We start from the raw sequence: 12,939 nt of genomic DNA on the forward strand, positions 1-12,939 counted from the left end.
GAACTGGCGGCCTTCCAGCCATCCCAGCGCTACGTACTGATCGACCAGCAGCGCCTGGACCTGAAGGCGCTGGATGCAAATGACGACCTGCTGGCGCTGTTGTTCAGGATCGAACTTTCACAGATCCCCGATGTCTTACATACGCATTTGCGGGTGCTGGCGACCTGGCTCCGGGACACGCCCCAGACCAGCTTGCGCAACTCGGTGTGGGCGTGGTGGAAAGCGCTGCTCGCGCGCAGGAATGACGATCAGGAAGTGCCTGACTTGAATAGTGTGGAGGTGGCTGACATGGAATCGACGACGCTAAGCTGGGCCGAGCAGTTGCGCCAGATCGGCTTTCAGCAGGGAGTCGCTTTGGCGGAAAAAGCCAAGGCAGAAGGTATGGCAGAAGGTAAGGCAGAAGGTAAGGCAGAAGGTATGGCAGAAGGACACTTGATGGCACTGCGCGGCGTGTTCAACAGCCTGTTGCGTATCAGATTCGGCACGGTCCCGGACCTGGCTGCGCAACGCATCGAACACGCCAATCGAACCGAACTTGAACACTGGATCGAGCGCACCGTCGACGCGCCCAGCGTGGAAGCGCTGTTCGACGCTTAGCGAGCGTTCTGCCAGTCGGGCACGGCCAGTCAGGCACGGCCAGTTGGGCACGGCCAGTCAGGCACGGCCAGTTGGGCACGGTCAGTCTGGCACCGATGGTTGCATGACAGGCCATGCGGCTCGGTGCATCGATGACGCCGAGCTGGAAGAGTTTGTTGACTGGATTCACCCTTGCCATGATGCGGCCATAGTGAAGGTGCTCTTCGGCGGCGATGCGGCGTCCGGGCAGGCGCGCCGCCCACTTGCTTACTTGAGCATCGATTCGAGCGCAAACAGCTCGGCTGGCTCCTCGCGCCGGCGCACCAGGTGCACCGTGTCGCCGTCGACCATCACCTCGGCGGCGCGGCCGCGCGTGTTGTAGTTGGACGACATGGTAAAACCATACGCCCCGGCCTGCATGATGGCCAGCAAGTCGCCCGGTTCCACGCTCAGTTCGCGTTCGCGCGCCAGCCAGTCGCCCGACTCGCATACGGGGCCGACCACATCGTAGCTGACGGCGGGCGCCGTGCCGGCCCGCACCTGTTGCACGTCCATCCAGGCCTGGTACAGGGCCGGGCGCATCAGGTCGTTCATGGCGGCATCGACGATGCAAAAGTTCTTTTCGGCGCCAGGTTTCAGGAACTCCACCTGGGTCAGCAGCACGCCGGTATCGCCCACGATCGCGCGGCCGGGCTCGAAAATCACCTTGATCGGCGCGCCGCCGTAGCTGGCCGCGCGCCAGGCATCGATGCGCGCGAACACGCGTCCCAGATAGTCGCCCACCGGCACCGGCGCGGCGTCGCCAGCGGCGCCGTAGTTGATGCCGATGCCGCCGCCCATGTCGAGATGGTCGAGCACGATGCCTTCGGCGCCGAGCGCGTCGACCAGTTCGATCAGCTTGTCGAGCGCTTCGAGCAGGGGCGCATCGTCGAGCAGCTGCGAGCCGATGTGGCAATCGATGCCGACCGGCGTCAGGTGCGGCAGGGCCGCCGCGCTGCGGTAGGTGGCCAGTGCATCGTCGAAGGCGACCCCGAACTTGTTCGCTTTCAGGCCGGTGGCGATGTAGGGATGGGTCTTGGCGTCCACGTTCGGATTGACGCGCAGCGATACGCGCGCCTGCTTGCCCATCGCGGCGGCCACCTCGTTCAAGCGGTGCAGTTCGGGAATCGACTCGACGTTAAAGCACAGGATGTCGTGCGACAGCGCCAGGCGCATTTCCTCGACCGTCTTGCCGACCCCGGAAAAGATGACCTTGGCCGGATCGCCGCCGGCGGCGATTACGCGCAGCAATTCGCCGCCCGAGACGATGTCGAAACCGGCGCCGCGGCGCGCCAGCAGGTCGAGGATGGCCAGGTTCGAATTGGCTTTCATCGCATAGCAGACCAGCGCATCGCGCCCGGCGCAGGCGTCGGCGAAGGCGTCGAAGTTTTCCAGCAATGCCGCTTTCGAATACACATAGGTCGGCGTGCCGAACTCCTCGGCGATGCGGGGCAGGGGGGTGCTTTCGGCGTGCAGGACGCCGTTCAGATGAAAGAAATGCGGCATGGTGTAGGTGGGAGCGTTATTGGGCGGCTGGGGTGGGTGCGGGCGGCGTTGTGGCGTTGGCGGGTGCGACGGGCTTGGCGGGCGGCTTGGGCAGGTACAGCGGGCCGGTCTGGCCGCAGGCGCCCAGCAAGCCAAAGACCACGGCGGCGATGCCGATATTGAGCGCGGATGAAGACTTCACGATTAGAATCACGGTTTGATTGGCAGACCTTGGAGTGTAGCATGAGCGAAAAAGAATTTTTGGACCTGGCCGAAACGACCTTGAACAAGATCGAAGAGGCGATGGACCGGCTGAACGACGAGGATGTCATCGATGTCGAATGCAAGCGCAGCGGCAATGTGCTGGAGATCGAATTCATCGACAGCGGCAGCAAGATCATCGTCAACAGCCAGGCGCCGATGCAGGAACTGTGGGTGGCCGCCAGGTCGGGCGGCTTCCACTACAAGCGCCAGGGCGGGGCCTGGGTCAACACGCGCGACGGCAGCGAGCTGTTCGCCGCGCTGTCGGAGCTGGCCAGCGCCCAGGGCGGCGCCCGCGTGACCCTGTAGGCGACACCGCAAAACCGGGGTCAGACCCCAAGCGGTAAAACCGGGGTCAGACCCCAAGCGGCGACACCGGGGTCAGACCGCAACCGGTAAAACCGGGGTCAGACCCCAAGGGGCAACACCGGGGTCAGACCGCAACCGGTAAAACCGGGGTCAGACCCCAAGGGGCAACACCGGGGTCTGATCCCGGTTTTACCTGTTCGTCAGAACAGCTCGTTCTTGACCGCGTCCTTGACCTTTTCCTCGGCCGGCGTGCCGCGCGCGCCGATGTCGAGGCTCTGCACCCCGGTGCCGGGCGGATTTTCGACATAGTAGTAGTCGTCGCCCGCCATCACCAGCCCGTCGGGCACCGGCCGTTCCTCGTTCGGCACCCCCTTGAGCGCCTTTTGCATGAAGCCGATCCAGATCGGCAGGGCCAGCCCGCCGCCGGTTTCCTTGTTGCCCAGGTTCTTCGGCTGGTCGTAGCCGATCCAGGCGATACCCACCAGTTTCGGCGTATAGCCGGCGAACCAGGCGTCGATCGAATCGTTGGTGGTGCCGGTTTTGCCGGACACATCGGTACGCTTGAGCGACAGGGCCTTGGTGGCGGTGCCGTAGCGCACCACGTCCTTGAGCATGCTGTCGACCAGGAAGGCATTGCGCGCATCGATCACCCGGTTCGCTTCGTCGCCCGACTTGTCCGGCGTGGCTTGCGACAGGATCTTGCCGCTGCTGTCGGTCACCTTCGAGATCAGGTAGGGACTGACCCGGTAGCCGCCGTTGGCGAACACCGCGTAGGCGCCGGCCAGCTGCAGCGGCGTGGTCGAGCCGGCGCCGAGCGCCAGGGTCAGGTAGGGCGGGTTCTTGTCGGCCTCGAAACCGAAGCGGGTGGCGTATTCCTGGCCGTACTGGGCGCCGATCTTGTTGAGGATGCGGATCGAAATCATGTTCTTCGACTTGGTCAGCCCGCGCCGCATGGTCATCGGTCCTTCGTACTTGCTGTCGTAGTTCTTCGGCTCCCAGGCCTGGCCGCCGGTCTGGCCGGCGTCGAACGAGATCGGGGCGTCGTTGATGATGGTGGCCGGCGACAGGCCGCGCTCGAGCGAGGCCGAGTAGATGAAGGGCTTGAACGAGGAGCCGGGCTGGCGCCAGGCTTGCGTGACGTGGTTGAACTTGTTGCGGTTGTAGTCGAAGCCGCCCACCAGCGCGCGGATCGCGCCATCGGTGGTGTCGGCGGCAACAAAGGCCGATTCGATTTCCGGCATCTGCGTCACCGACCACGCTGTCCCGCCATCCTGGCTGATGCGGATCACGGCGCCGCGCTTGATGCGCCGGTTGGCCGCGGCCTTGCTCGAGAGCCAGCTCTGGGCGAACGCCAGGCCGGGACCGCTGATCTTGACTTCCTCGCCCGAGGCCGTCACAGCCGTGATGCCCGTGGGCGAGGCCTGCAGCACCATGGCGGCGACGATGTCGTCGCTGTCGGGATGCTCGGCCAGTTCGTTCTCGATCGCTTCGTCGGCTTCTTCCTTGGACTTGGGAATGTCGATATACGCTTCCGGGCCGCGGTAGGGGTGGCGCTTTTCGTAATCCATCACGCCGCGCCGCAGGGCCAGGTAAGCGGCATCCTGGTCGGCCTTGGTGACGGTGGTGAAGACGTTCAGGCCGCGCGTGTAGGTTTCTTCCTTGAATTGCTCGTACACCAGCTGGCGCGCCATTTCGGCCACGTATTCGGCGTGCACCCCGAATTCGCTGCTGTCGGTCTTGATGCGCAAGGTCTCGGCCTTGGCTGTTTCGAACTGGTCCGGCGTGATGTAGCCCAGCATGTGCATGCGCTGCAGGATGTATTGCTGGCGCGTGCGCGCGCGCTTCGGATTGACCACCGGATTATAGGCCGACGGCGCCTTGGGCAGGCCGGCCAGCATGGCCGCTTCGGCCACACTGATGTCTTTCAGGTTCTTGCCGAAGTAGATCTGGGCCGCCGAGGCGAAACCGTAGGCGCGCTGGCCCAGGTAGATCTGGTTCATGTAGACCTCGAGGATCTGGTCCTTGGTCAGGTTTTGCTCGATCTTCCAGGCCAGCAGCACTTCATAGGCCTTGCGCTTGAGCGTCTGCTCGCTCGACAGGAAGAAATTGCGCGCCACCTGCTGGGTGATGGTCGAGGCGCCCTGCTTGGCGCCGCCGGTGGCGTTGTGCAGGGCCGCGCGCAGGATGCCGGTGTAATCGACCCCGCCGTGCTGGTAGAAACGGTCGTCTTCGATCGCCAGCACCGCCTTCTTCATGACGTCGGGAATATCCTTGATGTGCACCAGGTTGCGGCGCTCTTCGCCGAACTCGCCGATCAGCACATTATCGGCCGAAAAAATCCGTAAAGGCATCTTCGGACGGTAGTCGGTCAGGGTGTCGAGCGGCGGCAGATTCGGGTAGGCCATGGCCAGCGCGAAGACCACGATCAGCAAGCCCACCAGGGCCGTACCGGTCAGTCCGCCGAGGACAATTAACAACAGTCGCTTGGGCGAGCGCGCCCGCGCGTTGCGCGGCGGGGAGGAGGGGCTGGCGTCCGGTTTGGAAGAGCTCATGCGGGTCGAATCTTTCGCTTTATGGGTGCCCCTCATTATAATGCACCGCCACTGCCTTCGGCAGCCCGCCAAGTACTTGTCTTTTGGAACATTTGTACCCCTCAGACAACTGTCATGACGCCCGGTTCACAGAGTGTCGCATTCCAACCTACAGGCATAAAATTTCAAAACAGAAATACCTTTACATGGGATCACGCTTATTGCTACGATTTAATGTACTGCCTTATGTATGGATGCTAAATGGCGGTTTTGTAACAAATTCCCCGCGTCGGGCACTTTCATTTTTGGTTCTGCAAGGCCCGTTTTGCAGCGTAAGCATTGAATATAGGTAGGTAAGGGAGTACGGTCTTGATGGTCAATTTAGGTTCCTTGTTCGGTCAATCCAGCCCGCCTTTGCTCGGCCTGGACATCAGCACCTCCGGCGTCCGGCTGGTCGAGCTGGTCGTGGTCGGCAAAAACGAGCTGCGTCTCGAACGCTACGCGTCCGAACCGTTCCCACGAGGAGCGGTCGTAGACGGCAATATCGAAAATATCGAGCAGGTGTCGGAGGCGGTGCGCCGCGTCTGGAAGAAAAGCGGCACCCGCGTCAAGCTGGTTGCGCTCGGCATGCCGCCGGCCTCGGTGATCACCAAAAAGATCATCCTGCCGGCCGGCTTGTCGGAAGACCAGCTCGAAATCCAGGTCGAGTCCGAAGCGAGCCAGTACATTCCCTTCGCGCTCGACGAGGTCAGCCTCGACTTCGACGTGATCGGACAGGCTCCCAATTCGGCCGACGACATCGACGTCATGCTGGCGGCCGCGCGCAAGGAAAAGGTCGAAGACCGCGTGGCGATCGCCGAAGCGGCCGGCCTGACCGCTGTGGTGATGGACATCGAATCGTACGCCGCCCGCGCCGCGCTGGAACGCGTGACGTCGCAGATGAAGGGGGCCGAGGGCCAGATCGTGGCGCTGTTCCAGATCGGCGCCCAGGTCACCCACATTTCGGTGATGCTCAACGGCGAGACCATCTATGAGCGCGAGCAACCCTTCGGCGGCAACCAGCTGACCCAGGATATCGTGCGCTCCTACGGCCTGTCTTTCGACGAAGCCGACGCCAAGAAGAAAGCGGGCGACCTGCCCGACAACTTCCAGGCCGACCTGCTCGCGCCCTTCCTGGAAAACGCGGCCCTCGAAGTGACCCGCGCGATCCAGTTCTTCTACACCTCGACGCCCTACACCCGCATCGACCAGCTGTTCCTGGCCGGCGGTTGCGCGCTGATTCCCGGCCTGCTCGACATCGTCGCAAGCCGGACCAAGATTTCCAGCGCGGTGGTCTCGCCCTTCAAGGGCATGTCGCTGGGACCGTCCGTACGCGAGCAGCAGCTGCGTAGCGAGGCTCCCGCCTACCTTGTCGCCTGCGGGCTCGCACTGCGGAGGTTTGGCTGATGATTAAGATTAACCTGCTTCCCCACCGGGAAGAAAAGCGCAAGCAAAAGAAGAGCGCCTTCGTGGCCCTGATGGCCTTGTCGGCCGTGATCGGCGTATTGCTGGTGATCGCCGTCGGCGGTTACAACGCGCGCCGCATCGCCATTCAGGAACAGCGCAACGGCGCATTGAGCGCGGCGATTGTCGAACTCGACAAGAAGATCGTCGAAATCGCTTCCCTGAAACAGGAAATCGAAGCGCTCAAGGCACGCCAGCAGGCGGTCGAAGACTTGCAGGGCGAGCGCAACCAGCCGGTCTACCTGCTCGACGAACTGGTCAAGCAGACGCCACAGGGAGTGTACCTCAAGTCGTTCAAGCAGGAAGGCCAGCGCGTCAGCGTGAGCGGCTTCGCCCAGTCGCAGGAACGGGTTGCCGAACTGCTGCGCAATATCGCGGGCAATTCGCCATGGCTCGAGCGTCCCGACCTGACCGAGGTGCGTGCGGCGACACTGGCGCAAAGTAAAACCGGCAAGAAAGTCGTCGAGTTTACGCTGAACCTGCACATCAAGCGCCAGCGCGAAAAGGAAGAAGCGCTCAAGCCGGGCCAGAAACCGGCAGCTGACGCCACCGCCGCCCCCGGCTCACCGGCACCCGCGAAAGCGGCCCCCTAGCCAGATCGGATTGAAAGAATGAACAAAGACTTTACATCGATGGGTGGCTCGCTCAGCGCCCAGTTCCAGAACCTGGGGGATCGCCCGCCCGGACAGTGGCCGATCGTGCCGCGCATCCTGTGCGGCATCGCCGTGGTGGCGGCGGTCGTCACGGCCGGTTACTTTTTCTACTGGAGCACCCAGTTCGAAGAGTACGACGCGCTGGCCGCCAAGGAACTGACCCTGCAGGAAGAGTACAAGACCAAAGTCGCCCTGGCCATCAACCTCGATGCCCTGATCGCCCAGAAAGCCCAGGTCGACCAGTACGTCGAGCGCCTGCAAAAGCAATTGCCGAGCAAGGCTGAAATGGCGGCCCTGCTGTCCGACATCAACCAGGCCGGCGTCGGCCGCGGCCTCTCGTTCGACCTGTTCCGGCCGGGCCAGGTCGTGGTGCGCGATTACTACGCCGAACTGCCGATCGACATCCGCGTGACCGGTACTTACCACGACATCGGCGCCTTCGCCAGCGACATGGCCAACCTGCCGCGCATCGTCACGCTCAACAATATGTCGCTCACGGCCAACAAGGATGGCGTGCTGGCGCTCGAAGCGGTCGCCAAGACCTTCCGCTACCTCGATCCCGAAGAAGCGAACGCGCAGCGCAAGGTGCGCGCGGACCGCGAGAAGCAAGCCAAAGCAGGCAAAGGGGCGGCCAAATGATCATCAAACGCAACTGCCTCGCGCTGCTGAGCGGCGCCGTCCTGCTGGCCGGCTGCGCCGACAGCGACGTCCAGGAAGTGAACCAGTGGATGGAACAGACCAAGAAGGAAACCAAGGTCAATGTGCCGCCGCTGACCGAGCCGACCACCTTCGTGCCGTTTGCCTACAGCACCGTCGGCCAGGTCGATCCTTACGACCCGAACAAGCTGCTGGCCGAGCTGGCCCGCAGCTCGAGCGCCAACAACCCGCTCAAGCCGGACGACAGCCGCCCCAAGGAAGTGCTCGAAGCCTTCCCGCTCGATACCATGTCTATGGTGGGCAGCATGAAATCGAAGGGCGTCATGTACGCGCTGGTACAGATCGACAAGACCATCTACCACGTCAAGCAGGGCGACCGGGTGGGCCAGAATTTCGGCATCATCACCGGCGTGAACGATGAAGCAATCAGTATCAAGGAAACGGTCCAGGACGCCGGCGGCGAATGGATCGAACGCCCCACCAAGCTAGAGTTGCAGGAACGCAAGGAGAAGAAATGATCGCACTGAGAATGAATGGCGCCGCGCTGATGGGCACGGTGATCCGCATGGGCGCATTATTGGCTCTGGCCTTTGGCGCCAGTAACGCCATGGCGCAAGACAACGCGATCGAATCGATCACGGCCAACCAGCAAGGATCGAACGTGGTGGTGAACGTGGCGATGAAAAACGCCCCGACCAAGCTGCCGATCGGTTTTTCGATCACCAATCCGACCCGCATCGCCCTCGATTTCGGCGCCACCGTGAATGCCACCGGCAAGACCGCCCAGGACGTGAACCTGGCCGACGTGCGCGGCATTAACGTGGTCCAGGCCGGCGCCCGCACGCGCCTGGTGCTGAACCTGAAGCGTCCGCTGAACTACGCCACCGCGATCGACGGCAAGTCGATCATCGTCACCATCGACGGTTCCGGCGGCGTGGCCCAGGCCGTCGACAGCGCCGGCCAGCCGGTCCTGAACGGCGTCTCGTCGACCTCGGCCCCGTTGCCGCCGCCGGCCGGCGCCAAGCGCCAGGTCTTGCGCGACCTCGATTTCCGCCGCGGCGCGAACGGCGAAGGCCGGGTCGTGGTCGACCTGCCGAACAGCCAGGTCGCGGTCGACGTGCGCCAGGTGGGCAACACCGTGGTGGTCGATTTCATGAAGACCGGCTTGCCGGAAACCCTGCGCCGGCGCCTCGACGTGACCGATTTCGGCACCCCGGTGTCGCAGATTACCACCGTCTCGCAAGGCGACAATGTGCGCATGACCGTGGAAGCGCGCGGCCTGTGGGAACAGACCGTGTACCAGAGCGATACCCAGCTGGTGATCGACGTCAAGCCGATCAAGGAAGATGTCAACAAGCTGACCCAGGGCACCCAGGGTTATCGCGGCGAGAAAATCTCGTTCAACTTCCAGAACGTGGAAGTGCGCGCGGCGCTGCAGGCGATCGCCGACATTTCGGGCCTGAACATCATCACCAGCGATTCGGTCAGCGGCAACCTGACCCTGCGCCTGAAGGAAGTGCCATGGGACCAGGCGCTCGACGTGGTGCTGCAAGCGAAGGGCCTGGACATGCGCAAGAACGGTTCGGTCCTGTGGATCGCGCCCAAGGATGAACTGCTGACCAAGGAAAAGCTGGAACTCGAACAGCGCGCCCAGATCGCCGACCTCGAGCCGCTCAAGTCGGAAATCTTCCAGCTCAACTACCAGAAGGCCGACGCCTTCCGCACCGTGTTCGGTATTAATCCCGACGGTTCGCAGAAGGACGATAGCGACAGCAACCGCTCGCGCGTGCTGTCCAAGCGCGGCAGCGCCGTGATCGACCCGCGCACCAACCAGCTGTTCATCACCGATATCGCGTCGAAACTGGAAGACTTGCGCAAGCTGATCCAGAAAACCGACGTCGCCTCCAAGCAAGTGCTGATCGAAGCGCGCCTGGTCGAAGCCAATGACGGCTTCAGCCGCAACCTGGGCGCCAAGATCGGCTTCGCCGACCTGCGCACCCTGCGCGGCGGCGATTCCGGCTACAAGGTGCGCGGCAACGAGCGCATCGCCATCGGCGGCAACCTGGTCGGCATCGGCCAGGTCACCGGCCAGACTCCGGACACGGGCAATGGCTACACCAATACCACCATGCTGAACCTGCCGGCTGCCAACATCAACGGCAACCCGGCCGCCACGCTGGCCGCCAGCCTGTTCTCTGCCGCCTCGAACCGCTTCCTGAACCTGGAACTGTCGGCGCTGGAAGCGGACGGCAAGGGCAAGATCATTTCCAGCCCGCGCGTGGTCACCGAAGACAAGAACGTGGCCGTGATCGAGCAGGGTATCGAACTGCCGTACGAAAAAGCCACCAGCAGCGGCGCCACCTCGATCGAATGGAAAAAAGCCAACCTGCGCCTCGAAGTAACCCCGCAGATCACGCCTGACGGCAACGTCGTGCTGGAAGTGAACGTCAACAAGGATTCCAAGGGCGATGAAACGCGCGCGGGCTTTGCGATCAACACCCAGCACGTGCAAACCAAGGTGATGGTCGAAAACGGCGGCACCGTCGTGCTGGGCGGTATTTACCAGCAGGCCGAAACCAACAATGTCACCAAGGTGCCTTTGCTGGGCGACCTGCCGGTCCTTGGCCATCTGTTCAAGAGCACCGCGCGCACCAGCACCAAGACCGAACTGCTGGTCTTCATCACCCCGAAAATCGTCGCAGATCGCCTGTCGACGCGCTAACACCGAGTTTATTTAATCAGGACTTACCATGCTGCCCACTTATTTACAACGCGCTTTTGCGCATCCGGTTCGCTTGCTGACCTGCGTCTCCATGGCCGTGGCCCTGGTAGCCTGCGGCGGCGGCGGGGGCGATCCGGGCGGATCGACCTCGATCACCAATCCGGGTACCACCCCGGCCGAGCCGAAAATTACCCTGCAACTGGTCGACGCCGAAAACAAGCCGATTACCACCCTTTCCGGCGGCCAGGCCGGCCAGGTAAAAGTCACCGTGCTCGACAGCAGGGGCAAAGCCGCGCCGAATGAAGTCGTCAAATTCACCGCCGAAGACACCCTGCTGCAGTTCACGCCGGTGTCCGGCACGGCACTGACCGACGCCTCGGGCGTGGCGATCATCACCGTCAAACCGGCCAACGCGAACGCGGCCGGCGCCGCCACGATCACCGCCTCGGTCGTCGCCGCCGGCAAGACGGTCACCGGCGTCATCAACGTGGCAGTCGGCGCGGCGCCGCTGACGCTCGGCACCATCGACTTCGTGCCGAAACGCGAAGGCGAGATCCTGCCGGCCTTCGGCACCGCCCTGCTGCAAATCCCGGTCACCAGCGGCGGCGTCCCCGCCACCACGGTCACGGGCCTGACCATCAATTCCCTGTGCAGCAACGACGGCACCGCCAGCCTGGTGCTCGGCTCGGTGGAAAAAGGCGTGCAGTCGGTCACCTACACCAACAAGGGCTGCCTGCGCGTGACCGACACCATCACCGTGTCGCTCGGAAACGTCAACCAGACCATCAACATCAATGTCGGCAAGGCCAATATCGGCACGATCCAGTTCGTCGGTTCGGACCTGCAGGGCAGCTCGATCGTCCTGCGCGGCTCCGGCGGCCTGGGCCGTAAGGAATCGGCCATCCTGACCTTCCGCGTGCTCGACCAGAACAGCATCGGCTTGCCTGGCGTGGACGTGACCTTCACCGCGACCACCAACACCGGCGGCCTGATCGTGCAACCGGCCAAGGCCACCTCGGACGCCACCGGCAACGTGACCACCACCGTGGCATCGGGTACGATCCCGACGCCGGTGCGCGTGGTTGCCCAGGCGACCCGTAACGGGACCACCATCAGCGGCCTGTCCGACAGCCTGATCATTTCGACCGGCCTGCCGATCCAGAAATCGATGTCGCTCAGCGCCGACAGCTACAATATCGACGGCCTGAACTACGATTCCGCCACCGCCAAGGTCACCGTCCTGATGGCCGACCAGTACGGCAATCCGATCTCCGACAACACGGCGGTCAATTTCGTCACCGAAGGCGGCGCCATCGCGACGCCGGAAGAAGGCGGTTGCAAAACCAAGGGCGGCGGTTGCACGGTCGACATCAAGAGCCAGGCTTTCCGTCCGATCAACGGCCGCGTGACCGTCATGGCCTACGTCCAGGGTATCGAAGACTTCGTCGATACCAATGGCGATGGCCTGTACAGCTGCCGGGAGCCGATCCTTGCCAATCCTAAGGACCCAACCCCGTATCGTCCGCTGGTCGACAGCTGCACGGTCGGCACCGGCGAAGGTTTCAAGGACCAGGGCGATCCTTTCCTCAATACCGGCGACCATGCGATCATTCGCGGCAACCCGGGCGGCGATACGCTGCAACGCAATCCCGTCAAGGACCTTGACCGGAAGTACACTCCTGCCAAGGGCGATCTGCCATTCCCGTACAATCGTACGGTCTACAGTGCCGAAGGTAACCAGCAGTGGGGCTTGAACTATATCTGGCGCGAGACCGAAATCGTCTTCAGCGGCGACGAGCCGACCTTCATTCGCCAGTTCCCCCTCGGCAATGGCCTGTTGCGCGACTGGACGGAGGCCGACGGACCGACCTACGTCATCAAGGGCCTGAGCGGCGCCAATTGCTCGAGCCAGGTGCTGTACTTCCGTATCGTCGATGTGAACAACAATCCGCTGCCAAGCGGCACCACGGTCACCGCCGTGGAGGCCGACAAGGTTGGGCCGGCATCCATATCGCCGAATACGGTCGGGGCCACCAACCGCCTCGGCGGTACCCAGCACTGGGTGAACATCAAGGCCGACCAGAACTGCTTGGCAGGCGAATTTGCCATCCGCACCACCACGCCGCGCGGCAAGGGCTTTTCGTCCACCCTCTTCAAGTCGGCTCCGGCCGCTCCTTGAAGTCGGAGAATATCTTCCTGGTAG

The 12,939-nt window shown here is 63.1% G+C and carries 11 protein-coding genes; 8 read left to right on the forward strand and 3 right to left on the reverse strand.

Features of this window, described 5'->3' with window-relative positions:
• Positions 1-597: RpnC/YadD family protein (locus EJB06_RS32105; protein WP_370660160.1), on the forward strand; the 597-nt coding region annotated here is incomplete at its 5' end.
• Positions 598-843: 246 nt separating this feature from the next.
• Here EJB06_RS32105 and lysA read toward each other — a convergent pair.
• Positions 844-2,121: a diaminopimelate decarboxylase gene (gene lysA, locus EJB06_RS29365; RefSeq protein ID WP_126077574.1), complete on the reverse strand. Its 1,278-nt coding sequence runs from the start codon at positions 2,119-2,121 to the stop codon at positions 844-846.
• Positions 2,122-2,137: 16 nt separating this feature from the next.
• Positions 2,138-2,302 (reverse strand): LPS translocon maturation chaperone LptM, encoded by a 165-nt coding sequence (gene lptM, locus EJB06_RS32110; protein ID WP_164558070.1) that lies wholly within the window; start codon positions 2,300-2,302, stop codon positions 2,138-2,140.
• Between the two features lie 41 nt (positions 2,303-2,343).
• On the opposite strand from lptM, the gene cyaY reads away from it, so the two are divergent.
• Positions 2,344-2,670, forward strand: coding sequence for an iron donor protein CyaY (gene cyaY / locus EJB06_RS29370; protein WP_126077575.1), 327 nt, complete (start codon positions 2,344-2,346; stop codon positions 2,668-2,670).
• Positions 2,671-2,870: 200 nt separating this feature from the next.
• Here cyaY and EJB06_RS29375 read toward each other — a convergent pair whose 3' ends face one another.
• The gene (locus tag EJB06_RS29375; protein WP_126077576.1) at positions 2,871-5,222 is read right to left on the reverse strand and encodes a penicillin-binding protein 1A; all 2,352 of its coding nucleotides are present in this window, start codon (positions 5,220-5,222) and stop codon (positions 2,871-2,873) included.
• A gap of 351 nt (positions 5,223-5,573) precedes the next feature.
• Here EJB06_RS29375 and EJB06_RS29380 point away from each other — a divergent pair, with 351 nt between their 5' ends.
• From EJB06_RS29380 to EJB06_RS29405, 6 genes are read left to right on the forward strand one after another with little or no spacing between them, the layout of a single operon-like run.
• Positions 5,574-6,647, forward strand: a complete 1,074-nt coding sequence (locus EJB06_RS29380) for a pilus assembly protein PilM (protein ID WP_126077625.1) — start codon at positions 5,574-5,576, stop codon at positions 6,645-6,647.
• Positions 6,647-7,297 carry a PilN domain-containing protein gene (locus EJB06_RS29385; protein WP_126077577.1) on the forward strand — a complete coding sequence of 217 codons (651 nt, stop codon included), beginning with the start codon at positions 6,647-6,649 and terminating at the stop codon, positions 7,295-7,297. The genes EJB06_RS29380 and EJB06_RS29385 overlap by 1 nt, the downstream gene beginning before the upstream one ends.
• 18 nt (positions 7,298-7,315) lie before the next feature.
• Positions 7,316-7,996: a type IV pilus inner membrane component PilO gene (locus EJB06_RS29390; protein WP_229427346.1), complete on the forward strand. Its 681-nt coding sequence runs from the start codon at positions 7,316-7,318 to the stop codon at positions 7,994-7,996.
• The gene (locus tag EJB06_RS29395; protein ID WP_126077579.1) at positions 7,993-8,532 is read left to right on the forward strand and encodes a pilus assembly protein PilP; all 540 of its coding nucleotides are present in this window, start codon (positions 7,993-7,995) and stop codon (positions 8,530-8,532) included. Before EJB06_RS29390 ends, EJB06_RS29395 begins: the two co-directional genes overlap by 4 nt.
• Complete coding sequence (locus EJB06_RS29400; protein WP_370660161.1) at positions 8,529-10,736, forward strand: type IV pilus secretin PilQ; 2,208 nt, start codon at positions 8,529-8,531, stop codon at positions 10,734-10,736. The genes EJB06_RS29395 and EJB06_RS29400 overlap by 4 nt, the downstream gene beginning before the upstream one ends.
• 28 nt (positions 10,737-10,764) lie before the next feature.
• Positions 10,765-12,915: a hypothetical protein gene (locus EJB06_RS29405; RefSeq protein ID WP_126077581.1), complete on the forward strand. Its 2,151-nt coding sequence runs from the start codon at positions 10,765-10,767 to the stop codon at positions 12,913-12,915.
• Positions 12,916-12,939 lie beyond the last annotated feature (24 nt).

The sequence above is a fragment of the Massilia atriviolacea genome, from assembly GCF_003953935.1.
Classification (GTDB): domain Bacteria; phylum Pseudomonadota; class Gammaproteobacteria; order Burkholderiales; family Burkholderiaceae_D; genus Telluria_A; species Telluria_A atriviolacea.

Coding starts and splice junctions, on each gene's coding strand:
- EJB06_RS29400 (WP_370660161.1), top strand. CDS start 8,529: ATGATCGCACTGAGAATGAATGGCGCCGCGCTGATGGGCACGGTGATC.
- EJB06_RS29385 (WP_126077577.1), top strand. CDS start 6,647: ATGATTAAGATTAACCTGCTTCCCCACCGGGAAGAAAAGCGCAAGCAA.
- EJB06_RS29375 (WP_126077576.1), bottom strand. CDS start 5,222: ATGAGCTCTTCCAAACCGGACGCCAGCCCCTCCTCCCCGCCGCGCAAC.
- EJB06_RS29390 (WP_229427346.1), top strand. CDS start 7,316: ATGAACAAAGACTTTACATCGATGGGTGGCTCGCTCAGCGCCCAGTTC.
- cyaY (WP_126077575.1), top strand. CDS start 2,344: ATGAGCGAAAAAGAATTTTTGGACCTGGCCGAAACGACCTTGAACAAG.
- EJB06_RS29405 (WP_126077581.1), top strand. CDS start 10,765: ATGCTGCCCACTTATTTACAACGCGCTTTTGCGCATCCGGTTCGCTTG.
- EJB06_RS29380 (WP_126077625.1), top strand. CDS start 5,574: ATGGTCAATTTAGGTTCCTTGTTCGGTCAATCCAGCCCGCCTTTGCTC.
- EJB06_RS29395 (WP_126077579.1), top strand. CDS start 7,993: ATGATCATCAAACGCAACTGCCTCGCGCTGCTGAGCGGCGCCGTCCTG.
- lysA (WP_126077574.1), bottom strand. CDS start 2,121: ATGCCGCATTTCTTTCATCTGAACGGCGTCCTGCACGCCGAAAGCACC.